We start from the raw sequence: 26,013 nt of genomic DNA, 5'->3' as shown, positions 1-26,013 counted from the left end.
TTACGGCAGTCCCCACGCCGCGCCCGGTTCACTGACGGCGACGGGGGCGATGACGAGGTCTGGGCGGGAGCCGGAGTACACGAGGACCTCGCGGCCGCGGGGGAGGTCGATGGCGAGGGTCCCGTCGCCGAGGTCGTGGGTGCGGGCGGGGGTGCCGTCGTCGAGCAGGACGGTGAGCCGGCCGGTCAGGCCGTGCCGGAGCCTGAGCGGCTCGCCGGCCAGGCTGCGGATCCGGATGAAGCGGGTGCTGCCGGCCTTCCGTACCGCGCTGACCAGGAAGGCGCCCTGGGTGCGGAAGTCGTGCAGGGTGAGGTCGGCCCAGGCGGTCGGGACGGCCGGGAAGACGCGGATGATCCCGCCCCAGCTCTGGCAGAACATGTCGTGCAGGGACTGCGAGGCGGACAGCGGGGTCTCGATGACCGGACCGGCCTCGGTGTAGTGGGTGTTGGCCCGGCAGGGGTAGCGGGTCGTGGGGTCGAAGAACTTCCGCAGGTAGCCGATGGCGGTGTCGCCGTCGCCGGTCATGGCGTACATCGAGGCGGCGCCGGTGTAGCTGTAGCCGCGGTGGGCGCCGGTCAGCGCGTGCCACCGCACGACGGACTTGGTGATCAGGTCGCGGTTCTCCGGCTGGTCCCAGTTGACGAGGTACAGCGGGTACACCATCAGCAGGTGCGAGTAGTGGCGGTGGGACTGGTCGTACGGGGTGTCGGCGCCGATCATGAAGCCGTTGGCGTCGACCGGGTACGGGGTGAGGCGGGCCAGTATCTCCTGCCAGCGGGGCTTCAACTCGTCGTCGACGCCGAGCAGTTCGGCGGAGTCGAGGAGGGTCTGGCAGCCCCAGCGGATCAGGGCGAGGTCGTAGTTGGTGTCCTGCGGCGGGACGACCGGGTACTCGGGCGAGAGCGTGCTGGGCAGGTGCAGCCTGCCGTCGCTGCCCGGGGTGAGGAAGTGCCAGTAGTAGTTGATCGTGCGGCGCAGCAGCGGGTAGATCGTGTCGCGCAGGAGGGACTTGTCCATGGAGTGGCGGTACGACAGCCAGACGTTGTGCAGCGCCCAGGTGAGGTCGCCGGTCTCGGCGCCGGTTCCCGGTTGCCCCATCTCCCGGGTGGCGAACATGTCGGAACTGCGGCCGATGCCGGAGCTGTCCGGGCGGTAGGCGGCGGGCACGTTGGCGGTGAGCTGTTCCTGGCTCTGGCGCAGAGTGGTGGCGAGGGAGTCCAGTTCCGGGTGGTTGAAGGCGTGGATCAGCCAGTACTCCAACTGGACGTTGAGGTTCCACCAGACGGCGGGCCAGGGGGTGGGTTCCAGCCAGGGCCCGGAGGTGGCCATGACCGGGCCGTCGGCGCGGCTGGCGGAGGCGACCTTGTAGAGCTGGATCCAGTGGAAGCTCTGGAGGCGCTGGTCGGGGAACGAGACGAAGCTCTTCCGGTAGAAGGCGTGCCACCAGCGGGTGTGGCGTCGTCGGAGTGTGCTGTATGACATAGCACTCCGCAGGTGCCGCCGGGAGTCCGCCTCGGCGGCGCTGTCGGAGGGGAAGCTGTGCCCGACGCTCAGCAGCAGTTCGTCGCCGGTACGGCGGTAGGAGGTGGCCGTCTGGCCGCCGCCGGTGAGAGGTTGGAGGACCTGCTCGGTGCCGTCGGCCGCGGTCCGGGTGGTCCAGGGCGGGTTGGCGGTGTACCCGGCGGGCGGTGCCTCCTGGATCTTGCGGGGGCTGATGGCCTCCTCGGGGTGGAAGGTCCAGGTGACGCGCTCGCCGCCGGTGGCCGTGGCGCGGACGGCGAGGACCTCGTCGTGGATGAGGGCGGCCAGGGTGAGGGTGCCGGCGGTGGTGGTGACGGTGCCGGTGAGTTCGGCGTTCCACAGGCTCAGGCGCCAGTCGACGGCCGTGATGGTGCCGGCCGGTTCGAGGGTGAGGTGTCCGACCGGCAGCCGGGCGGTGCCCCAGCCGCTGCCGAACTCCGGGCGGTGGTCCTGGACCCGGCCGTGCTGCACGGTGAGGCGGATCCGGTTGGCGCCCGGCTCCTGGTAGATCATGCTGCCGAGCAGCCCGTCACCGAGGAACGGCCCCTCGTACCAGAGGGTCGGCAGCCTGGTCCACAGCAGGTCCTGGCCGCGCAGGAATCGGTCCCACGCGCCGTCGGTGGTCATGGTGTTGCGGAGTTTCCAGGGGTGCCGGGCTCCCTGGGCGGCCGGTTCCGTCGACGCCGCGTGGGCGGTTCCGGGCAGGGTCACGGCCGCCGCCCCGCCGAGGGCGGTGCCGAGCACGGCCCTGCGGGGTACCGGCCGACGTTGCTCCGGGTGCGAGGTCATCATCGTCCTCCAGACCTGACGGATCATCGATACATCGGGTGTATCGGGAACCTAGGGACCCGGCTTGCACCTGTCAACAACTTCAACATGGCTAAGATCACGCCGACTTGGGTCATCAAGCAGGCTTGAGCTGAGCGTTCACATCAATAACCCTGACCCAAGTCCTTGACTCCTCCGATGTATTGGAGTTGCCTGCGGTCGCGTCAATCTCTCCCGACCCCTCCGCAGGAAAGGACAGTCGATGAACCGGAGATCCTTCTTACGGGCCGGCACCGGAGCCCTGGTCGCCCTGCCCCTGACCGATGCCGTGGCCGCCACGGCCGCCGCCCCGACCGACGGGTGGACGCAGACGTCGTTCACCTACAGCTGGCAGAAGCCCTGGAACCTCGATCTGAGCGACCGGCACAGCTCCAGCGGTGGCATCGAGCGGATGTGGGTGTACGCCACCGACGAGCCGTTCGAGGAGGGCAGCGACACCGACCCGCGCACGGAGATGCGCTGGAAGGTCGACTACGGCACGGGCGACCACATGTGGGACGCCGACGTCTACCTGCCGTCCGGCACCGACGGCGCGACCTTCGTGCAGATCCTGCGGAGCGTCCGTCCCTCGGGCACCCCGGCCACGGACATCATGCTCGACGTCTACGACACCGGCGGCGGCACCGTGCGGCGCTACGACGGCACGGTGCTCAGGACGGACGCGTACGACACCTGGTTCAACGTCAAGGTCGCCCATCAGGCGAGCACCGGGACCGGGACCGTCAAGGTCTACCTGGACGACTCCCTCGCCCTGACCGTCGACGACCGGGGCCCGGCCACCCGCTACTTCAAGAACGGCGTCTACAACCACGGTTCCGGCCGGGCGGAGGCCCGTTTCCGCAACCTCCGCTACTGGACCAGATGACCGGCCGAGGTCAGCTCTTGTGCCACTTCTGGTTGGGCGTGCCCGAGCAGGTCCACAGCTGGAGCTTGGTGCCGTTGGCCGTGCCGTTGTCGGTGACGTCGACGCACTTGTCGGCCAGGGCGCTGACCAGGTCGCCCTGCGCGCTGAGGTAGAACAGCTGGGCGCGGTTGCCGCTGCACTTGGCGACCTGGATCGCGGTGCCGTTGGCGGTGTCGCCCCAGGCCAGGTCCATGCACAGGCCGAGCGAGCGGATGGAGCCGTCCGACTGGAAGACCCACTTCTGCTTGGCGGCGCCCGAGCAGTCCAGGATCTCCAGCCGGGTGCCGTCCCCGCCCGCGCCGGTGACGTCGATGCACCGGCCGGATCCGGTGCCGACGAGCTTCACACCGGGGACGGTGGGTGTCTTCGTACCGCTGCTTCCCGACGAGGTTCCGCCGGACGAGGACGTGCCCGACGAGGAGGACTTGGAGCCGCCCGACTTCGAACCGGAGGACGTGGAGCCGGAGTTCGTGTCCGAGTTCGAGTTCGAACCGGAGCCGACGGAGCCGCCTCCCGACTGCTGCCCGGTCGAACCGGTGCCCGTGCCGCCGGCCGACCCGGAACCGCCGGAGGTGGTCTTCCCTGGCTTGTGGGAGGCGGTGTGCGACGGCGTCGGGGACGAGGACGGCGACGAGGACGCGGATTCGGTGGTGCTGGACAGCGTCGTCGGTTCCCCGGCCGCCACCACGGCGGCCGGTGTGGTGTCCGGGTCGGGAAAGAGGTCCACCCGGCTCAGCAGCGGTACGGCAAGGGCGACGACGACGGTGAGTCCGGCCGCCGCGCCGACGGTCGCCCACACCCGCGCCCCCGGCACCAGCCCACGGCGGGGCATGGCGGGACGGCGCGCGAAGGTGTCGCTGAAACGTCCCGCCGGGGTGCCGGGCCGTTCCGCCGAGGGCCGGGGTTTGCGAAGGGGCGGCACGTCGTCTCCTGAAGGTCTCGTGAAGGTCTCGGAACGCCCGGAACACCTGGGGCACAGGAACAGTAACCAAGGCACGGCACCGATCCGCCCGCCCGCCCACGAAGATCCCGCCGAACGTCACCTTCCGTCCACCTATGCGGAGTTGCCTGTGACAGATCTGTTGAAGTCCGGGGCGGGCGCGGCTTCGGGAACTGGCGTTATTCGCGCTAGCGTTCGTGCCTGACACGATTCACAGTGACACAGAGCAACACGGCAAGACAGCAGAACGGCACAACAGCAGCACCGACACCGGAAGGCGGAGGCCGTGAGCCTCATCGACCATGACCGCGCCGACGGCGCGGACCGGACGCTCGGCCTCCTTCTCGCGGAGCGCGACAGCCTGCGCCGCTTCGTGACCGGCATGATGGGGCGCGATCCCCACGGCGCGGAGGACGTCGTCCAGGAGACCCTGTTGCGGGCCTGGCAGTCGGCCGGCCGGCTGGACTGGCGGGACCGGCCCATCCGGATGTGGCTGTTCCGGGTGGCCCGCAACCTCGTGGTCGACGGCCGGCGCCGGGACCGGAGCATCCCGGTGGGGATCACTGCGGCGGACTTCGGCGGTGCCGCCCCCGCGCCCGTGCCCGACCACGCCGAACGGGTCGGTGACCGGCGGGTGCTGGTCTCCGCCCTGCGCACCCTCGCTCCCGCGCACCGGGAGGCCGTCGCCCGCGTCCATCTGCTGGGCCAGCCCGGTGCCGACGTGGCCCGCCAGCTCGGGCTGCCCCCGGGCACGGTCAAGTCCCGCACCCATCACGGCATCCGCGCGCTGCGCGCCACCCTCGACTCACACGGCTGCCGCCCGGCCGGGACCGAGCATCTCCGGGGAGAGACGACCTCATGACCTCCGACACCATCACCACCCTGCTCGGCCTCGTCGGCGTCCTGGTGCTGGTCCTCGCCGTCACGCACTGGCTGGTCCGGCGCGGCGGCGGCTGGAAGGCCCTGTGGCGCCGGCTCGGCCGTGAGATCCGCCTGACCGTGAAGGCGTTCACCGGTCCGGTCCGCACGGAGCTGCGTTACCGGCGGGGTCTGCGCCTGCTGGTGCGGCTGCTGCGCGACCCGGCCGTCTGGGCCGACGCCGAGCGGGCCACGGCGCTGGCCGCGGCCGTCCGGCCCGGGGTCCGGCCCTACGGCGTGCTGGCGGGACCGGAGTGGATGGCCGTGCTGGTCGCGGCAGACGGCGACGCGCTGCGCGAGCCGCCGGAGCCCTGGGCGGCGGACGAGAGCGACCCGAGGCTGTGGTGGATCGACCGTGCCGACCTGACGGACGACGGCGTGGAGTCCGCCGTGCCGCTGCTGGTGTGCGTGGGGCACGACATGGGTCATGCCGTGCTGCTCGACGTGCGTTCCGGTCCGCCCGCGCTGTCCGTGTACGGCCCCGCGCGCGCCGCCCGTTCGGCCCGCGCCGTGCTCCAGGCACTGGCCGCGCAGCTGGACGCCCGGCTGCCGGAGGGCCGGGTCGCCATCGCTGCCGGAGTGCACCCGCGGCACCCGGGGATGCCGGCCGCGGCGGCCGTCGGGCAGCCCGGCATCGAGGTCACGGTCTGCGCCGACCCCTTGGAACGCCCGCTGCCGTCCGGTGTCCGGCTGCTGAGCCTGGGCGTGGCCAGGGGCCGGACCCGGCTGCTGGAGATCGCCCCGGACGCGGTGCTCACGGTGCACGGCGCGCCCGCCGCGGCCCGGGTCGACGTGCTGCCGCTGTCGCGGGCCGTGGCCCGGACGCTGGCCACGCTGCCGCCGTGCCCGGAACTCCCGCACGACGAAGCCGTGAGTCCGGCGGACGCCGTGTCCGCGGCTGACCCCGACCTGCTGCCGGACGAGCCGGACCTCGACGCCGGCGCGGCCCCCGTCGCCGGGCCGACCGGGGTCTCCGCCACCCGGCCGGCCCCTGCGCCCGAGTCGGCCGCCGTGCCGGTGCCCGCTCGGGCCGCGGCCCCCGACAGCGACGACGACTTCGCGGAACCGAGCACCTCCGAGGCGGCCGGGGTCTCCGCGACCTCACCGCAGGCGCCGTGACGCCGTAACCGCCGTACCCGTCGGCGGTCGTGTCCCTCGACCGCCGTACCCGTCCCCTTCCCGTACGAACGAATGCCCGGCTGGGAGCCGTGAACCTCACCATCACCACCGTGGACGCCACGGACGGACAGCGCCGCGACCACCAGGTCCGGCTGCCCTCGAACGCGACCGTCGGCGATCTCGCCGCCGCCCTGACCCAGGACGAGGCCGCCGCGACCGGCGGTGCCGACTGGGCGGCGGCCGGTGCGCCGCGGGCCCGGAACCTCTACGCCGGTGGCCACCGGCTCGATCCCGGCACGCCGGTGTCCGGCAGCGGGATCCGGGACGGCGGTCTTGTCGGGCTCGGCGGCCCGGCCCGCCCGGCAGACCTGGTCCGGGTCGAGGACGAAGCCGACCTGGACGGGGTGCTCGCCGAGGTGCACCTCGTCTCCGGGCCGGGCGCCGGGCGCACCTGGCGGCTCGGCCCCGGCAGCCACGAGATCGGCACCGACCCGCTGTGCGCGCTGCGGCTGGACGCGGCCGACGGCGTGCCGGAGCACGGGCTGTGGGTGACCGTCGGCGCGGACGGCACCGCGGTCTGGCAGCGCATCGACAGCGACCCCGAGGCCGCCGTGCGGGCCCGGCTCGCCTCGCCGCCGCCCGACGACGCCATCACCCAGCTGCGCCGCCCCCGCCCGCAGCCGCCCCGCGAACGCCCGGCGGGACCCGGCCCGGTGCCGTGGCCGGCCGGTGAGGACCTGACGGTGGGGCCGGTGCTCCTGCGGATGACCGGGCCGGTGGAGGCGGACGCCGCCGTCACGCCGTCCGCCGACGGCTACGGCGTGGACTACAACCGGCCGCCGCGGATCGCCCCGCACCTGGACGCCGAGCGGGTCCGGCTGCCGCAGCCGCCGTCGCCGCCGCAGAAGCGGCCGTTCCCGACCGTGATGATGATCTCCCCGATCGTCCTCGGCCTGTTCATGGTCAGCATCTTCAAGTCGTACTACTTCCTGGTGTTCCTGTTCCTCAGCCCGATGATGATGCTGTCGAACTGGGCGACCGGCCGGCGTGCGGCCCGCAAGCAGTTCCTGGAGTCGGAGGCGGCCTACGAACGGCGCCGTGACGTCCTGGAGGAGCAGGTCCGGGACGCGGTGGTGGGCGAGCGGCGGGTGCGGGACAAGACCGGCCCGGACCCGGCGTCGGTGGCCCTGATCGCGACCGGTCCCGGCGGCCGGCTCTGGGAGCGGCGGCGCCGCGACCCGGACCATCTGGTGCTGCGCCTGGGCACGGTGGACCAGCCGTCGGTGCGGGAGCTGGAGGATCCGGCGCGGGACGAGAACCACCGCTCGATCCGCTGGAACATCCCCGACACGCCGATCGGCGTCGACATCACCGCGCACGGCGTGGTGGGCGTCGCGGGCCCGGCCGCCGAGGTGCAGCCGCTGGCCCGCTGGCTGGTCGCGCAGGCCGGTGTGCTGCACAGCCCGCGCGACCTGAGGATCGTCGTCCTGACCGAGCCGGACCGGGTCGCGGACTGGGCGTGGACGCGCTGGCTGCCGCATCTGCGGCCCGGCACGGCCGGCGGTCCCGTGGTCCTGATCGGCAACGACCCGGAGTCCACCGCCGCCCGGATCAGCGAACTGGTCTCCCAGGTGCAGTCGCGCCGCCGGCAGGCCGGCAACGAGCGTGACGTGGTCTTCACCGACCCCGACGTGCTGGTGATCGCGGACGGGGCGCGGCGGTTGCGGGACGTGCCCGGCATGGTGCAGGTGCTGAAGGAAGGGCCGCGGGTGCGGATCTTCAGCGTCTGCCTGGACGAGCAGGAGCGGTTGCTGCCCGAGGAGAGCACGGGTGTCGTGCTGGCCGCCGACGGTCGGCTGACCGTACGGCGGCCCGGCGCGCCCGACCTGCCGGCGGTGCGCGCCGACCGGGTCTCCCCCGAGTGGTGCGAGCAGCTGGCCCGCGCGCTGGCCCCGATCCGGGACGTCAGCCCCGAGCACGACGCCGGACTGCCGCAGCGGGTGCGGCTCCTGGACCTTCTCGACCAGGAGCCGCCCAACGCGCAGGCCCTGCTGGACCGCTGGCAGGCCGACCCCGCCTCCACGTCCTTCCTCATCGGCACCGGCTTCGACGGTCCGCTCTCCCTCGACCTGGTGCAGGAGGGACCGCACGGCCTGGTCGCCGGTACGACGGGTTCCGGCAAGTCGGAGCTGCTGCAGACGTTCGTGGCCTCGCTGGCCGCCGCCAACCGGCCCGACGAACTCACCTTCGTGCTGGTCGACTACAAGGGCGGCAGCGCGTTCAAGGAGTGCGCCGGCCTGCCGCACACCCTCGGCATGGTCACCGACCTCGACGCCCACCTCGTGGAGCGGGCCCTGGAGTCGCTCGGCGCCGAACTGCGCCGCCGTGAGCAGGTGCTGGCCGCGGCCGACGCCAAGGACCACCCGGAGTACCGGGCGAAGCGGGCCGCCGATCCGTCGCTGGCCCCGCTGCCCCGGCTGCTGCTGGTGATCGACGAGTTCGCCACCCTGGTGCGTGAAGTCCCGGACTTCGTGCCCGGGTTGATCAGCATCGCGCAGCGCGGACGTTCGCTCGGCATCCACCTGATCCTGGCCACCCAGCGCCCGGCCGGTGTGGTCACCGGTGACATCCGCGCCAACACCAACCTGCGGATCGCGCTGCGCGTCACCGACATGACCGAGAGCCAGGACATCATCGACGTCAAGGACGCCGTCGACATCTCCTCCGGAACCCCCGGGCGGGCCCTGGTCCGGCGCGGGCCGAAGCAAGCGGACCCGTTCCAGACCGCGTGGGTGGGCGCGGAACGGCCCCGGGAGACCCCGGCCGCCGCGGCCGAGCCGGAGGCGGGTCCGCGCAAGCCGGTGCGCGCGGTGGACGTGGGCTGGGACGCGCTCGGCCGCCCCGCCGAACTGCCCGCCGAGACGCGGACGGTGACCACCACGTCCGCGCAGGGCCCGGCCCCGACCGACCTCCAGGCGCTCGTCGAGGAGATCCGCACCGCGGCCGACCTGCTGGACGACTTCACCCCGCAGCCCAGCCCCTGGCTGCCCCCGCTCCAGCGCGAGCTGACCCTGGAGGACCTCGACGAGCTCGGCGCCACCCGCGAGGGCCGGCTGGTGATCCCGTACGCCCTGGAGGACGTGCCGCAGCTCCAGCAGCGCCGGGTCGCCGTGGCCGACCTGGCCACCTTCGGGCACCTGTACGTGATCGGGGCCCCGCGCTCGGGCCGTACCCAGGTGCTGCGGACCATCGCCGGGTCGGCGGCCCGCGCGGCGAGCACCGCCGACGTGCACATCTACGGCATCGACGCGGGCGGCGGCGGACTCACCGCGCTCGGTGCGCTGCCGCACTGCGGTGGCGTGGTCTCCCGGCACGACCTGGAGCGGCTGGGCCGGATGCTGCACCGCCTGAACCGGGAACTGACCGAGCGGCAGGACCTGGCGCAGACGCACAGTGCGACCGGCATCGCCGAGCTGCGCAAGCTGCTGCCGAAGGCCGAGCGGCCCGCGCACATCATGCTGTTCATCGACGGCTGGGACTCGCTCTCGGTCATCCTCGACGAGCACGACCACGGCCAGCTGGTGCAGGAGGTCACCCGGCTCATCCGCGAGGGTGCCGCCGCCGGCATCCATGTCGTCGCGACCTCCGAACGCTCCCTGCTGGGCGGGCGGATGGCCGCGCACAACGATCACAAGCTGCTGCTGCGGCAGGGTGACCGCAGCGACTACCAGGCGGTCGGCATGATGCCGAACAAGATCCCGGCCGACATCCCGCCGGGCCGGGGCTGGCACGTCCTCAGCGGCACCGAGACCCAGGTGGCGCAGCTGACGGCCGGCGGCGGCACCGAGCAGGCCGAGGCGCTGCGCGCGATCGGCGAGGCCGCCCGCAAGCGGGACGCGAAGGTGCCGGACGCCCGGCGGCCGTTCCAGGTCGCGGTGCTGCCGCGCTCCGTGGAGTTCGCCGAGGCCTACGAGAAGGTCGCGCAGACCGACCGGCGGCCGATGTGGGGTCTGCTCGGCGTCGGCGGCGACGAGGGCGGCCCGGTCGGCACGGACCTGGCGGGTTCCGCCTCGGCGTTCGGTGTGTTCGGCCCGGCCGGGTCAGGGCGCAGCAACACCCTCGCCTCGGTCGCGGTGTCCCTGCTGGCCGGCGGTACCTCGCTGGTCGTCCTCACGCCGCGCGAGTCGCCGCTGCGCGTCCTGGAGCGGCACGCCACGGCGACCGTGCTCACCGAGAACGACCCGTCGGCGGACACCGTGCAGGCGGCGCTCGACGCGCTGCCGGGGCCGAAGGTGGTGGTGATCGACGACGCCGACCTGCTCACCGGCTCGGCGGCGGACAAGCTCCTCAAGGAGATCGCCGTCTCGGGCCGCGACCGGGGTCTGGGGCTGGTCTACGCGGCTTCGGCGGAGGGGTTCCAGAGCGGGATGAGCGGCTGGACGCTCGCGGCCCGCCGGGCTCGGCGCGGTCTGCTGCTCGCGCCGAAGAACCTCACCGAGGGCGACCTGGTCGGCGTACGGCTGATGCCGAGCGTGGTCCGGGCGACGACGCACCCGGGCCGGGCGTGGACGGCCGGCCCGAGCGGCGCCCTGCTCGCCCTCCAGGTGCCGCTCACCCCGCTGCGGGCCTGACCCCCGCCCCACGGCACGACAAGGGGCCTTCCCGGACTTCCCGGGAAGGCCCCTTCTCGCGTACGGGTACTACGAGTTGTTCTGCAGGCTGCTGCTGATGCCCTGGTCGAACTGGATCGCGTTCTCCTTGATGCCGTTGAACATCTCGGAGAAGTCGTTGATGCCCTTCACGGCGGCCAGCAGGCTGGTGTCGAAGTTGTTGTAGGTCGTGCGGATGACCTCGCTGGACTGCTGGAAGACCATGCCGTCGTCGACGAGGGTGTTGACCCGGTTGCGCAGGTTGCTGAGCACCGGCAGCAGGTTCTCGTGGGCGTCGTGCAGCAGGCTCACGACCTCCTCGATCTTGTGGTAGTCGAGGTTGATGCCGTTGTAGCTGGCCATGGGGTTCCTGTCCGTTCCTGTCGGTCGCGATGCGGTTGTGGGGTGGTCACCAGGCGGCGGGCGTGGAGTTGTAGTCGTCGTTCCCGCCGCCGTCGTCGTCATCGGTGTTGCCGCCCACCTGCTGCCAGTCCGGCTGGTTGCCGTTGGCGTCCTTGGGGCCGCGGGTGTACTGGGTGGTGTCGCCGTCACTGCCGGTGGTCACCATCGTGCCGCTGCCGTCGGAGTTGAGGTTGGTCTCCGAGTGGACGGTGCTGCCGTCCGGGTACGAGGTGTCCGTGGTGTAGTGGTTGCCGTCGCTGGAGTAGTTGGTGACCGAGGTGTACGTCTTGCCGTCGTAGGTGACGGTGGACTCCTCCTTGATCACGTGGCGCTGGTCGTCGAGCGTGAGGTGCGTGTGGACGCTGCCGCGGTCGGTGGTGATCGTCTGGTCCAGCGGCGGGGCCCCGGGGTCGGTGGCGGAGCAGAAGTCCGGCATCTTGCCGTCCGGTCCCGGCACGCACTGATCGAGGTGGGACTGCTTGTAGTCCCACAGGTCCTTGTCCCGGAAGTAGTTCTGCAGGCCCAGGTTGCTGCCCGTGATGCCCATGCCCTGGGCGAGTTCGGAGTCGAACGACAGGAACGCCTCGCCCACCGAACCGAAGGCGCCCGCCAGCTCCTTGAGGCCCTTGTCCGCGTGGGACATGGTGCTGCTCGCGTTGGAGTAGAAGCCCGAGAGCGCGTCGGCCAGGGTCTGGTCGCCGAGGACCGTCAGGGCCTCGCTGGAGGTGTATCCGTCGTAGTCCGTCTGGCCCAGCCGGGAGAACGTGCTGTTGTCGAGGAGCGGACCGATGTCGCCGGCCAGGTTCTCCAGGTCCCGTTTGGCGTCGTTGAGCACGTTGTATTCGATTTTCAGGCCATCGGCCATGCGTGGGCCTCCCAGTCGTGACTCCGGTCAGTTGGACCACGCCGCACACGTCCCGCCGGTTCACCCGGAACGGCGGCTGTAACCCAGATCACGTGAACCGCAGCGGCCGCTGTGGCGTGGTCAGTTGGGGAGTGACCGCCCCGAGCCCCGCATGCTTCCGGGAGGAACCCGTATGCCACGCCCGACCGACTGGAACGCGATCGGGCTGGACAGCGACCCCACGCCGGGCGAGCCCGACCAGATCCGGACGCTGTCCACCGAGCTGAACCACCTGGGTTCCGAGGCGCGCCGCATCAGCACGGCGATCGACGCGGTGATGAACACCGCCGGTGACAGTGTCTTCGTCGGCGAGGCCGCCGACGCCCTGCGCGGCAAGGTCAACGACCGGCTGCGCGGGCACATCGAGGACGTGGCGCAGTCCTTCGAGAGTGCGGCGACCGCGCTGACCACCTGGGCGGACAAGCTGGTCGACCTCCAGTCCCGTGCCGACGGCGCGCTCAACTCGGGCCGCGGTCTTTCCGAGGACGACCCGGACCGGGAGACCTACGCCTCCACGGCCCGGCAGGCCGGCACCGAGCACGGCGAGGGTGCCTCCGCCGCGGCGGGCAGCATCTCGGGTGTCTCCAACATCCAGCTGCCGATCTCGGAGTGCCAGATCTTCTGGGAGGCGTTCCAGTGGCTGGCGATCATCCTGATCATTCCGGCCCTGATCTTCGGCGGCCCGATCGCGCTGCTCGCCCTCGGCGTCAACCTGACCCTCTTCATCAAGACGATCGTCGACTTCGCCAACGGCAACGCGAGCTTCCTCGACCTCTTCCTCGCCGGACTGGGCATCCTGGCGCCCACCACCAAGGCGCTGCCGATCTTTCAGATCATCAAGAGCGTCGGTACGACGGCCTTCGCGAAGGGCTTCGCCAACATCGCTCGTGGCACCTTCCAGGCGCTGCGCAACCTGTTCACCAACGGCTTCCGCCCCACCACCCTGCTGCTCGGCCTCAAGGACCTGGTGCGGCTCGGCAGCACCTGGGTCTACAAGGGCGGCCTGTGGGTGCTGGACGGCATCCACAACCTGCCCAACATCATCAGCCACGGCGTCAACTCCCTCAGCCTGACGGTCGTACAGGGCTTCAAGGCGATCCCCGGGTTCGTGCGCGGGCTGCCCGAGACGCTCTCCCGGGGCTGGCAGACCACCAAGGAGTGGGTGGGCCAGGAGTTCGGCGGCACCAAGTGGCTGCGGATCTTCCTGCCGGTGGACGCGGCGGAGATCGGCGAGTACGGCTTCGCGCGCGCCCTGCGGATCAGCCTCTTCGACCGCGGTGTGCTCGGCCAGCACGTCTTCGGCGCCCCGATCACCAGCGGCATCGGCCGTACGATCAGCTCGGTCCCGGTCGACCCGCGCACCGTCGACGCCCTGGTCGACATGCCCCGCATCCAGCTGAACGAGGTGCGGTTCGGGGCGGGTTCGGGGCAGAGCAGCATCCGCAACCTCGACCTCAACATCCCGAGCACGCACCTGGACGTCACCTCGACGCTGCGGCCGCCGTCCCTGAACCTCGGTGACGTCGGCGCGATCGCCCACCGCGGCAACTTCGGCGTCCACGCGGCGCGCACGGTGGACGCGCTCGTCGACATGCCGCACGTACAGCTGGGCAACGTGCGCGTGGAGAACTTCGGGGCGCTGGGCGGGCATTCGGAACTCGGGGTGAGCGCCGGCGCCACGCCGACCGTCACCACCGCGTCCGGCCTGCACGTGCCCGCCTCGGCCGGTGTCCCGGGCGCCACCCACGGCATCACCAACACGCCGGTCACCGCGGTCTCCGGGGGCGCCCACACCACGCTCACCGGGCTGCCCCCGGCGCCGGGGAACCTCACCTCCCACGCGGACGTGCTGCTGCCGGGCGGCGCGCACAACGCCACCCACGTGCCGGGCAGCACCGTCCTCACCGGCACCCACTCCGCGCCGCCGCCGGTCGCGGCCACGCTCGGCGACCTGTCGACCGCCAACCCGACGGCGGGCACCCTGCACTCCGCGTTCACCGGCACCCCGGGCGTGGGCGCGGTCCACGCACCCGGCACTCCCGGCATCGGCGCCGCCCACACCGCGCTGACCGGCACCCCGGGCACGAACATCGCCCACACCGCGCTCGACTCGGCCCCGGCGCCCGGCGCCCCGCACGACGTGACGGCGCCGCACAGCCTGCTCACCGGGCCCACGACCGTCGCCCACCCCTCCCCGACCGGCCTCGGGCACGGCGGGCCGGGCCATGTCGACACCGGGGTCTCGGCCTTCGACCTGCTCGCCGGCACCCGTCACAACACCCCGCACTCCCCGGTGTCGCCCGGCACCGGCGACGCCCTCGCCGACCGCACCACCAGCGCCCTCCACGCCAACCAGACCCGCCTCCACCTCGACGAACTCGTCCACCAGCCGGGGTCCCCGCGCCCCGGCACCCCGGCGGAGCGGCTCCCGCACGGCTCGCCGTCCCCGGCGCCCGGGACGCCGGACCGGCTCACGATCACCCCGGTCTCCCCGGACCGTCCGACGACGAGCCCGGCGAACCCCGTCACCTCCGACCGGCTCACCGTCAACACCGGCCCCCACGAGCCGGCTCCCGCGCCCGTCGGCGGCTCCGGACACCCCGGCCCGGGCGGCGACCACAGCCGCTCGGCCCTCGACCTCGTCGACACCGGCCGCAGCGCCCGCACCACCGACAGCCCCGCCTTCGCCGGCACCCCCGCCCACACCGACACCGACAAGGGCCTGGCCGGCTCGGCCACCGGCACGTCCGGGCACACCCCGGAGCACCTGCCGGAGCAGGGCGCCGGAACCTCGGCCACGGCCTCCGCCTCGTCCTCGGCCGACAAGTACAAGCTGCAGGTCGACGAGTCCGCCCTCGGCCATGCCGGGAACGACTTCGACGGGGTCAAGGTCGTCGTCGACAGGATGAGCGCCCCTTACCTGAGCGGGGCGACCATCGACTTCGTGGACACGGTCGAGAAGCAGGGCTTCAGGATCGACATGCCGTCAGGCTCCGCCGGTCACGGTGGCGACGCCTTCGACGCCGCGCCGGCCGCCGCCCACTCCGACGGCTTCGACGAGCTCCTGAAGGACCCCAACGTCGTCCGGGTGCCCGGCGACCACCAGCTGGCGGTCAAGGCGCCGCGCAACGGCACGCCCGAACTCCACGGCGGCGCGGTCGGGTCGGGCCTGTACACCGTGGAGAAGCAGGGCACGGGCTTCGTCGTACGGCAGCTGGACGCCGTCGGCGGCACCGTGGTGCACAGCTGGACGTTCAAGCGGCTGGGCGGGATCCGCCTCGCCGAGGAGACCGTGCGGTTCGGCGACGGACCCTTCAGCGGGGTGAGCGTCAAGGTCGCGGGCAAGTCCGTGGACTCCGTGAAGGACGGCGCCGGTACCTGGCCGGCGAAGCTGGGCGGCGAGGACGAGATCGTCGTCGCCTCCGCCTCCGGCAGCCACGTCTACAGCCGGTCCACCGGCGACCTGCTGCGCTCGGCCGGCCCGGACGTCGCCCTGCCCCCGCGCCCGGCGGAGTTCACCGGTCCGGCCGCGGACAGCTGGGACGCCGCCGCCCACGCGGCCCGCGGCCACATGGGCAAGGCCGCCGCCGACAACGACACCAAGCTCTTCATGCAGGGCGTCATCGGCGGCGCCTACACCTCGAAGAAGGGGTACGGCGGCTTCGTCAACCCCAGCGCTCTGGAGGCCAATCCGGGCCTGGTCGGCAAGGTCAAGCAGTTCAACAAGGTCGCCGACGACCTGATGTTCGAGGGTCCCAACCAGCGCATGACGGTGTGGCGGGGCGTCTCCATGGACCCGCGGGCCGCCCAGGCCGACGTGTTCGTGGAGCGGCTGCCCGCCTCGACCTCCAACAACCGCGCCTTCCAGGCGGAGTGGGCGAAGAACGGCGTCAACAGCAACCGCGTCGTCTTCGAGATCGACGTCCCCGCCGACCACGGCAAGCTCGCCATGGCGTACCCGCCGGGATACGGGAAGGCCGCCGACGACGCCCTGGCGCTCAACCAGGACCAGTGGGAGATCACCCTCTCGCCGACCCGGCTCGAACGCACCGGACCGGCCCGGGTCGAGGACGGCATCACCGTCATCCCGATCCGCGCCGAGCAGATCCCGGACGGTCAGCTCGACAAGCTCATCAACGAGAAGTGGTCCGGGCTGCCCTCGGGCGAGGCGTTCGAGGACTTCGGCCGCGCCTTCGGGCAGGACGCGGTACGCCGCTGGGAGGGGCTCGGCGACGCGGTCGTACGGGAGGGCGGCGACGGCCCCGACGTGCGGACGTTCACCGTCGGCCGGCCCGGCTACGCGGACGAGATGACCATCACCGTCACCCATAAGGTGGACGACAACGCGGTCTCCGTCACGATCACCGGCGGCGACCGCACCTTCACCAGGGAGTGGAGCGGCACCGGCTTCAACGACCTCGCCGCCGACCTGCGCGGACACGTCCTGCACAACAACGAACTGCTCAGCTCCCTGCCGACGCCGACGTCCTGGGGCAAGGAGCTGCCGAGCCCGGCCCACCCCACCGCGGCACACACGGAGACACCCGTCCCGAGCCCGTCCCGGGGCATGCCCGACACGACGCCGACGGCACGCCCGGACACCTCGCACCCCGGCGGCCAGGAGCTGCCCGGGCGCGGGCCCCGGCTCACCCCTGCCGAGATCGAGCAGGCATGGTTCCGGGACGGCGAACGCGTCGACGCGCTCTTCGGCCACGTGGACGACCCGTCGCGCTGGGCCCGCCGCGAGGCCTGGCGGAACCACGTCCAGGCACGGTACGACCTGGGCCGGGCCGAGGATCTGGTGCCGCACAACGGGCACGCGGGCAGCTCCCGCGGCCCCACGCCCGACGAGATCCGCGCCCGCGAGAACGTCGACATCGCCCAGCAGCGGTACGACGCCACGCACCACCGTCTGACCGAACTCGGCATCGACCCGGTACGGATGGAAGCCGATCTCAACGCGCTGCGTCAGCTCAGTCTGAAGGAACGGCCCCGGCTGCTCGGCGGCACGGTCACCACGGCGAACGACGCGCTTCCCCCGCCCGCGGCCGCCGTCCCCGCCGCCCACGGCGAGAGCGCCGCGGCCTCCGTGACGCCGCCCAGGCGGCTGAACGACATCCTCGCCGACCAGACCAAGGCGCATCAGGACCTGCAGCAGGCGGAGATCAAGCAGACGCAGGCCGGCAAGGACACCGACAAGATCGCGGAAGCCCGGGCGAACGTGACCGAGGCGGACACGAAGTTCCAGGGCATCACCCGCGAACTCGACGAGGCACTCCAGCACGAACTCGACAACCGCGTGCTCTCGCAGCGTGAACTGAACCAGCTCGTCGACCAGTTCGCGGGCGCAGGCGACATCGACCGGGCCCGGAAGCTGCAGAACCACGCACGGGATCTGGACGCCGGCTCCCGCGGCGCGGGCGACGGCCCCGTCCGCGCGGACCAGTTCATCCGCACCGGCGAGGAGATCGAGTCGCAGTCGGTCACCGTCCGGCGGCTCGCCAACGAACTCGAGTCCCTGGTGCGGGCGGGCACGGCTCCCCACAGCGAGCTGAAGGGCCTCGCCGAGGGCCTGGAACAGGCCGCCAAGGACCTGGACGCGGCCCTCCAGGGCCATGTCACGGACGCCGCCCGCTTCGGGGGCACGTACACCCTGCGCAACCAGCACACGCCCGTCGCCGCCGTGGCCCACCATCTCTCCGAGCTGGTCGACGACGCCGTCAAGGCGGCGAAGCCGGGCGACAACCTCGTACTCAAGGGCTTCCTCGGCACCGACGCCTCCGTGGAACGGATCCAGCGCGGCCTGCCGGACCTCCTGCGGCGCTATCGCGAGAACCAGGCGTTCGGCGAGGTGCACACCGGGGAGCAGTGGAAGGCCGTACTGCCCGGGACCGAGGACCAGTGGCGGCGGGTGTTCGACGACTTCGACGGCTTCGACAAGCTGTCCAGGTCCCAGCAGCACGATTTCGTGCGCACGCTGTCCGAGCGGAACATCGCGGACCTGCGCACCGACGTGGACAGGCTGCTGAAGGAGATGCCGGAGGCGGACCGTCTGAAGTTCCAGGAGCTGCGGGACAGGCTTCAGGACCTGCCGTACCGGATCAAGCACGCCACTCCCGCCTACCACGCCATCGCGAACAGCGGTGTGATGTCCTCCCAGGGCGACCTGGCCCGCCGGGGTGTCAGGTTCCTCGCGTCCGGCAAGAGTTCGGCGAAGAACATCTCCAACCTGGGCAACGACGACTTCGTGTTCTTCCGCATGGAGGTCGGCGACAAGCCGATGGCGACCCGGTACGGGCCGACCACGCTCGTCTTCGACGCCAAGGTCCTGGAGGAGAAGGGCGGCTGGGTCTCGCTCCACGACCAGCTGCACCCGCTGGACCGGGACACGATGAACCAGCTGAAGTTCGGCGACGACGTCGTCCGCAGCGCGAAGTACGACCAGGGCTTCGACGAGGTGGGCAAGCGGGGCCGCTGGACGTACGAGTACCCCGACCACCCGCCTCGGCAGGTCTCCTTCGAGCAGGAGGTCTTCCACGGCGAGCACGTGCGGGAGGCGCTCGCCCTGTCGGTGGTGCGCGAGGTCCACTTCATCGGGGGTGCCTTCAAGGACGACGTCTTCAGGCTGCTCGCCGACACCGCCCACCCGGAGGAGCTGGGCTCGGTGATCTCCAAGCTGTACCGACCCGAGGCGAAGTTCGGCTCGGGGCTGCCCATCAACCCGCGCGGGAGCCGTGTCACCAGCGAATGGCCGTCGCCGCTTGATGTCCATGACGCGGACGGCGACGGACGCTATCTCGCCGACGGCACGGTCGACCCGGCCGCACGGGCCGCAGGCAAGGCCTTCGACGAGGCGTCGGACAAGGTGCGGCAGGCGGACAACGCCGTCAAGAGCGGGAACAACAAGGCGCTGCGCTACAACCTGAACAAGGCGCAGCCGCACGCCGAGCAGTCGGTCAAGCTGACCCGGGAGTTCCACGGGGCCGCCGTCGGCGAACGCAAGGACATGGCGAAGACCCTGCTCGACCAGCGCGAGCAGCTCCTCAAGGACATCAACACCCGCCTCGACGCGCTGAAGCCGCAGAACAGGCCCGAGGGCGCCAAGGCGCAGCCCAGGCCGGGCAAGAACCAGGGCGCCGGGGCCTCCTCGTCGACCGCCGTGGCGAACGGCCCCGACCTCCGCGAACTTCCGCAGGCGGCCGAGGACGCGCTCAAGGGCGTAGCGGGCATCACCGACCACATGAAGAAGATGATCCGGGCGCTGGGCAATTCGGACGGCTTCCGGTCCCTGCCGGACTCCAGGGTCGGCGCGCAGACCACGGCGGCCGTCGACCTGGGCAGGACGAACTTCGACAAGGCGTACAGGCATCTGTCCAAGGCGGGACTGGTCGAGGGTGACGCCGCGGGCCTCCGCTTCACGGAGGAGGGCCGCCGGCTGTTCCTGCCGCCGGGCTCCGACTCCAAGGCGGCGGCACCGTCGGTGTCCGGTGCGACCGACCTCCACACGGCCCCGTCCCACTCCGAACCCCAGCTCCCCCACACCCGGTCGAGCCCCGACACCAAGGCCCCCGCGCTCACCGGCGACGGCCTCCCGCCCCACAGCCTGGACACCGCCGCTCCGGCGCCGCACGACCTCGGCACCGGCTCGCCGGCGCCGCACCACTCCGACACGGACACCGTGTCCCCGGCACCTCACGACCTCGACACCAAGTCCCCGGCACCGCACGACACCGGCTCCCAGTCGCCGGCGCCGCACCACTCCGACACGGACACCGTGTCCCCGGCACCGCGCGACCTCGACACCAAGTCCCCGGCACCGCGCGACACCGGCACCCAGTCTCCGGCCCCGCACCACCTCGACTCCGAGACGGCCCCGCCGCTGATCAATGAGGGCGACACCACCGTCTCGCACACCACGAACCACGACGTCGCCACGCACCCTCTCGACGTGGAGCCCGCGCCGCCGCACCTTGCCGACACGACCCCGGCGCACCGTCCCGCCGAGACCGAGACGGAGACCTTCCAGCCGCACCCGCTCGACGCCGACACGACCACACCGCACCTCGCCGACACCGAGACGCGCACACCCCACCCCACCGAACCCAATGCGCTGGCAGCGCATCTCGACGACGTCCACCCGGCCGCGCCCCACCACGGCGACGCGGGCGACTTCGCCCCCGTGCCCCCGAGGGACGGCACCCGGCTCGGTGACTCCGTCCTCGACGACATGCTGAGGCCGCCCCGGCGGACCGGCGACACCACCGCGACACCGGCGCCCGCCACCGCTCACCCGGCGGCGCCCGACCTCCTCGACCGGGCCGCCTTCCGCCGTAGCACGTACCGGGAGAACGGCATCCGCGCCCGCTCGCAGATCCGGTACGTCGACCGTGCTCTGGACGCCTTCCACCGCGTCCCCGCCGACCAGTTGGCAGGACGGGCCGAGGCCCTGGACAACCTGGCCGAAGCCGCCCAGCGCTTCCTGCGGGACCGCCCGGTCTCGGTCCGCCGGGCCGGAGTGGAACAGCTGCTGAGCCAGGTGCGGGCCGAGGCGCACGCCTACCGGCTGCTCGACGACTTCCGGCGGCTCGGCGGCGACGGGGACGGCTTGGCCGGTCGCATCCGTACCGCGCTCGCCACCGGTGGCACGACCCCGCACACACAGACCAGGCTCCAGACGATGCTCGACGGCATGGACCGGTCCGCGCAGGCCCAGCGGCAGAACGACGCCCTGAGCCTGCTGGACGGCACCCCGCCGCTCCGGAACACCGGTGACACCACCCTCACCGCACCGGCCCGGCAGCCCGGGGAGACGCCGTGGGCGGAGGATTCGGCGCGGTTCGACGAACTGCTGGGCGGTGACGGCCGGCCGTTCCGTGAGGCCTGGGTCGAGCTGTCGTCCGCCCGGGTCGAACTGAACCGGGTCGAGGACCTGCGCGCCGCGCCGGGCGGAGCCGGCACCTCACGGGGCGTCAGCGAGTACGGCGTCCAGCTCAACCACGAGCTGGTCTCCGCTCAGGAGCGGTTCCGCACCGCCTACACGAATCTCGAGGACCTCGGTGTCCGTCCGACCGAGATCGAGGCCCGGATCCGCGAGATCGAGACGGACGCCACCCGCCGGGGCGCAACGCTCGGCGCGGGCAAGCACGACACGCTGCCCGACACCGCCCCGCCCGCGGTCGACCACATCGCTCTGAACAACTCGGGCGTGAGCGGGCCGAACGGCCTGACCATCGAGCGGAGCGTGGGCCAGGACAACGCGGTGACGCTGCGGATGGTCGACCAGCAGTTGCACCCGGACCCGGCGTACACGGTCGTCGCCCGGCAGGGCGGCGGTTTCGACGTCCGGAACACGCAGTCGGACACCGTCGAGACCTACACCGCGAACGGCGACCGGACCGGCTACGAGCTGTCGCTGCACGGGGCGGACGGCCGGCCGACCGGGCTGCGCCTGCACACGGACATCAACGGCCACGGTACGCGCGGGACCCTGACCGTGAACGGCCCCGGAGCGGACCGTTTGACCGCGTTCCCGCTGCCCGGCGACGCCACCCGGATCACCCGTCTCGACACCGGCCTCACCCGGCGCGTGGACGCCCGGGGCCTCCATCTCGACGAGGGCGTCCAGCTCACCGGCCGGGACGGCGTCCCCACCGCGACCGACCGGGTACGGGTCACCGACGGCGGCGGCGTCCATGTCACCGATCTCGCGGGCGACCGTCTGGACCTGCGGGTGCAGGACCTGGGTGACGGGAACGGCGTCAGGGTCACCGACGACACGACCGGGGTGTCCGTACGCCACGACGGCCAGGGCCGCCTCCAGGAGACCGGTGTCGCGCTGACCGACCCGCGGGGCACGCGCGGGGAGCGGTTCCTGGCCGACGACGGCACGGGCCGCTTCACCCTGACCGACGCGTCCGGTGCCCGGCAGCCCCAGACGGTCACCGCACTGCCCGACGGCTCCGGCTTCCGGGTGACCGACGAGACGAGCGGTGCGACCAGCAGGTTCACGGCCGACGGCGGCTACCGGGACACCGGCCTCGCGCTGTTCGACCCGGCGGCGAACGCGCGCGGCGGCCGGATCGTCGTACCGGACGGCACGGGCGGTCACCGTCTCACCGACGCAGCGGGGCAGCCACTGCCCGAGCGGGTCGTCGCGGTCGGCGGCAACCGGCCGCGCACGATCGACGACGTCACCGGCGAGTCCGTGCTGTACGACACCCAGGGCCGCCCGGTGAGCACCTCGACCGCGCTGGCCGACCCGGCCGGCGGGCCACGCGGCGCCCGGTTCGCCGAGCCCGACGGCGCCGGCGGCCTCCGTCTCACCGACGCCGACGGCACCCGGCTTCCCGACACCGTCACCGCGCTCCCGGGCAACGGCGGTTTCCGCGCCGTCCACGACACCGGTCACCACACCTTCGCGCCCAACGGCGACCTCGCGGGCGACGGGCTGCGGCTGACCGGACGGGACGGCGTACCGGCCGGGCATCTCGACCGGCCGCTCGGAAGGGCTCCGCACTGGCTGGACGACACCTTCGCGCCGGACCCGGCGCGGGCGGTCACCCTCGACCCGGCCGGCCGCATCGAGATCGCCCGCCCCGGCGGCGGTAACCAGATCTTCGACCAGAACACCGGACGGTTCATCCAGGAGACGGTCCCGCTGCCCGGCGGCGGTCACCGGACCACCCTGGCCGACGGGACGTTCACCCGCTACGACCACCAGGGCGCCGTCACGGCCACCGGTACCCCGCTGCCCGTGGGACACGGCGGACGCCACCTCGTCGTCGACCCGCCGACCGCGGAGCACCCAGGCGCCTGGCTGGAGAACGCGGCGGGCGACAGGCTCGCGCACTGGGACGCCGTCCGGCGGCCCGACGGCACCACGCGGATCGTGTTCGACGACCGGACCAGCCCGCGGCACGGCGAGTTCGTGCACCTGGCCGCCGACGGCAGCGTGGCCCGGCAGGGCTTCAACGTGCTGGACAACGGGCGGCGGACGCAGTACCGGTACGTCGTCGACCACGCCACGGGCACCTGGGAGCGGACCACCAGGTCCGGTGCGCCGGTGGCGGCCGGGTCCTTCCAGCACGGCACCGCCGACCTGTCCGGCGCGGCGGGCGGCCACATCAAGCTGCTCAGCTCGACCAAGAAGCAGGTTCCGGTCTTCGAGCGCCGGGTGCTGCCCGGTGCCTCCGCAGGCGTGGTCGACTCCTTCCGGCGGACCGACACGATCGACTTCGCCCGCACCAACCCCCGTACCCACTGGGTGCGCTGGGACGACAGCGGCACTCCGGTCGGCACGGGCGGCCGGCACTACGACACGGCGGGCACCGGCTGGCGCGACACCGACGGCTGGGGCCGCACGGTCCGCGAGTACCGCGACGGGCTGCAGAAGTTCAACGGCCGGACCGGCCACACCCTGGGCGTCGACGACGGCAACGGGGCCTGGACCTGGCACCGTTACGACGGCGACGGCAAGGTGATCGCCTCGGGCCCCCGGACCCGGGAGCGCGTCGGCAGCGGCTGGACCGACCGCACCGGGGACGGCCGGATCGCCCAGCAGCAGTGGGGCATGGCCGAGTGGCCCGAGCGGGCCGGCCAGTACCAGGAACACGCCGTGAACCCGGCCGACGGCTCCCTCCGGACCACCTGGGAGCGGCACTCCCCGCACGGCAAGGAGGTCGGCAAGCACGAGGCCTTCGGCGACGGCTTCCTGACCACCGACCGCTGGCGCGAGCAGCGCCCGCCCACTCTGATCCGCACCCGCTGGCTGGCCGGCGCCGAGCACACCCGGCCGCCGTACGCGCATGTCCGGGGCGACGACACCTACCAGCTGTTCACCTGGACGAAGGAGGCGGGCGACGGCGCCACCACCTCCGGGGTGCGGTACGTCGGGATGGACGGCAGCGCTCTGGACCTGGCGGCCGACGGCACGTTCGCGCGGTTCAGCGGCAAGCTGCACGACGGCACGTCCCTGAAGGTCGGCGACCACGCGGCGCGCCCCGGCCACCCGCCGGCCGACGCGGCCGACCACCCCTGGCAGGCAGGCGATCTCAGGGGGTACCGGCAACCGCTCGCGAACGACCCGGAGGGCAGGCTCTGGCAGGACGTGTACCAGGACGCCGGCGGTGTCACCCGGACCGCCCGCGAGGGCCGTCCGCACGGGGTCGTGCGGGAGTTCACGGGTGACCGCACCTGGGTTGACCGGGACCCGCACGGCAACCTGGTCGGGCAGAGCCACGCCAACCCGGACGGCGCCGCCGGACGGGTGGTCGAGGGCTCCGGCCGGGCCGACTCGGGCCGTTGGACCTGGCGTGAGCTGGATGCGCAGGGTGCCGAACTCGGCAGCGGCCGACGGGAGTTCTTCCGTGGCTCGAACGACTCGCGGCTGCCCTGGGACGACTCCTACCGGGACTACGACGGCAACGGGAACCTGGTCCGCGAGCGCCGGATGCTGGACTCCGGCCGGTACGTCGACGCCTGGCGGGACAACCAGGGCGACTGGCGCGTCAGTGCCCACGAGCGCAACGGCACGCCCGTCGCCGTGGGCAACGGCGAGCAGGTCCGCCGCTGGTGGGACGGCCGTGCCTGGCAGGACCGGTGGACGGACGGCGCCCGCCACTTCCGTGACGAACTGCGCGTGCCAGGCCAGGCCGCGCCGACCGTGCTGCGCGAGACCCCGCTGCACAACGGCGGACCGCTGCGGGTACGGGCGTACAGCACGACCGTCACGCAGAACACCCCGGCCGGCTCGGTCTGGAAGGAGTTCGACCACGGCAGTGTGGTGCGGGAGCGCAAGGCCGACGGCGGCGGGTTCCTGGAGACGGACGCCTGGCGCGGCCAGTGGAACCGCTACAGCAGGAACGGCGAGCTGATCGGTCAGCGCACCGACAGCGGCCTGGTGTTCGAGCGGGACACGTTCAACACGTGGCGGCTGGTCGGCAACGAGTACGACTTCCGCGGCGCGCTCACCGAGATCCGCGGCTGGGGCCGCACCACCCGTGAGGCCCAGCGCATGCCGTGGTCCGGCACAGTCGTGCCGGACGGCAACGCGGCGCTGCGCGAAGCGCGTTACGAGCCGTACTGGCAGACCGTGGCCAAGAAGGCGGCGCTGGAGTTCGGTCAGGAGTTCATCCTGGAGTTCGGTGCGAACCTCGCCGTCAACGGGATCGTCGCCGCCGTCCAGAACAAGCCGTTCACCGGCAAGGACGCGCTGAAGTCGTTCGCCAACGCGGCGGTCGGCGCGAGCATCAAGACCGGTCTGAGCACGGCGGTGCACGAGAACCGGGCTCTCGGGTTCGAGAAGCTCGGCCAGTTCAAGACGGGCATCGCCAACATCGACGGCGGCAAGCCGTGGACCCGCCGTCCGCTCAACCACGACAAGACGTGGGTCAACGAGTGGGCGGGCAACGAGACGCCGACCCGCTGGCGGGGCGGCATGTACGACTTCTCGTTCGGTGTCCTGAGCAGTGCGCTGTCCGGCTGGGTCAACGGCAGCATGAACGCGGCCGTGTGGGGCGTGACCAACGCCGACGGGCAGACCGTGAAGCTGCACGGCGGGGACGCGGTCTGGGAGGGCGGGATCAACGCCGCCGCCTCGGTCACCACGGCCGCCACCACCGGCCTGGTCAAGAACGTGTTCGTGATGAGCGCGGGCGGCCGGCTATTCCACCGCCAGGGCTTCGCCGACTTCTGGATCCAGCTACCCTTCAAGATCTTCGAGAAGACGATCCAGTCGCTGTACCTGACCAGTACGTATCGTGCGAGCATCAACCCGACGTACTACCAGGCACCGTGACCGGGCAGCGGCGCGCACCGAGGACTGAGGAAC

The 26,013-nt window shown here is 72.4% G+C and carries 9 protein-coding genes; 5 read left to right on the top strand and 4 right to left on the bottom strand.

Annotation, left to right across the window (positions count from 1 at the left end; genetic code table 11):
• Nucleotides 1-2,310, bottom strand: a complete 2,310-nt coding sequence (locus ACIQVL_RS37530; protein ID WP_403477636.1) for a glycosyl hydrolase family 95 catalytic domain-containing protein — start codon at nucleotides 2,308-2,310, stop codon at nucleotides 1-3.
• Nucleotides 2,311-2,551: 241 nt separating this feature from the next.
• Here ACIQVL_RS37530 and ACIQVL_RS37525 point away from each other — a divergent pair, with 241 nt between their 5' ends.
• Nucleotides 2,552-3,214 carry a polysaccharide lyase family 7 protein gene (locus tag ACIQVL_RS37525; protein WP_403477585.1) on the top strand — a complete coding sequence of 221 codons (663 nt, stop codon included), beginning with the start codon at nucleotides 2,552-2,554 and terminating at the stop codon, nucleotides 3,212-3,214.
• 10 nt (nucleotides 3,215-3,224) lie between these two features.
• On the opposite strand, the gene ACIQVL_RS37520 is transcribed toward ACIQVL_RS37525, so the two are convergent.
• On the bottom strand, nucleotides 3,225-4,175 hold the full coding sequence (locus tag ACIQVL_RS37520) for a ricin-type beta-trefoil lectin domain protein (RefSeq protein WP_403425509.1): 951 nt from the start codon (nucleotides 4,173-4,175) through the stop codon (nucleotides 3,225-3,227).
• Between the two features lie 304 nt (nucleotides 4,176-4,479).
• Between ACIQVL_RS37520 and ACIQVL_RS37515 the strand changes: the two genes are divergently transcribed.
• The 3 genes from ACIQVL_RS37515 (at nucleotide 4,480) to ACIQVL_RS37505 (ending at nucleotide 10,861) form a co-directional block, all read left to right on the top strand.
• Complete coding sequence (locus ACIQVL_RS37515; protein ID WP_403425511.1) at nucleotides 4,480-5,055, top strand: sigma-70 family RNA polymerase sigma factor; 576 nt, start codon at nucleotides 4,480-4,482, stop codon at nucleotides 5,053-5,055.
• Nucleotides 5,052-6,230 carry a hypothetical protein gene (locus tag ACIQVL_RS37510; protein WP_403477584.1) on the top strand — a complete coding sequence of 393 codons (1,179 nt, stop codon included), beginning with the start codon at nucleotides 5,052-5,054 and terminating at the stop codon, nucleotides 6,228-6,230. The genes ACIQVL_RS37515 and ACIQVL_RS37510 overlap by 4 nt, the downstream gene beginning before the upstream one ends.
• Before the next feature lie 89 nt (nucleotides 6,231-6,319).
• On the top strand, nucleotides 6,320-10,861 hold the full coding sequence (locus ACIQVL_RS37505; protein WP_403477583.1) for an FtsK/SpoIIIE domain-containing protein: 4,542 nt from the start codon (nucleotides 6,320-6,322) through the stop codon (nucleotides 10,859-10,861).
• A gap of 69 nt (nucleotides 10,862-10,930) precedes the next feature.
• Here the strand turns inward: ACIQVL_RS37505 and ACIQVL_RS37500 are convergent, their stop codons facing one another.
• Both ACIQVL_RS37500 and ACIQVL_RS37495 read right to left on the bottom strand, forming a co-directional pair.
• Nucleotides 10,931-11,242 carry a hypothetical protein gene (locus ACIQVL_RS37500; protein ID WP_046730425.1) on the bottom strand — a complete coding sequence of 104 codons (312 nt, stop codon included), beginning with the start codon at nucleotides 11,240-11,242 and terminating at the stop codon, nucleotides 10,931-10,933.
• Nucleotides 11,243-11,288: 46 nt separating this feature from the next.
• Nucleotides 11,289-12,146 carry a hypothetical protein gene (locus ACIQVL_RS37495; RefSeq protein WP_403477582.1) on the bottom strand — a complete coding sequence of 286 codons (858 nt, stop codon included), beginning with the start codon at nucleotides 12,144-12,146 and terminating at the stop codon, nucleotides 11,289-11,291.
• A gap of 172 nt (nucleotides 12,147-12,318) precedes the next feature.
• On the opposite strand from ACIQVL_RS37495, the gene ACIQVL_RS37490 reads away from it, so the two are divergent.
• Complete coding sequence (locus ACIQVL_RS37490; RefSeq protein WP_403477581.1) at nucleotides 12,319-25,980, top strand: hypothetical protein; 13,662 nt, start codon at nucleotides 12,319-12,321, stop codon at nucleotides 25,978-25,980.
• Nucleotides 25,981-26,013: the final 33 nt, after the last annotated feature.

Source organism: Streptomyces sp. NPDC090499 (assembly GCF_044769305.1).
Classification (GTDB): Bacteria; Actinomycetota; Actinomycetes; order Streptomycetales; family Streptomycetaceae; genus Streptomyces.
This window is presented reverse-complemented; position numbering and strand designations above follow the sequence as displayed.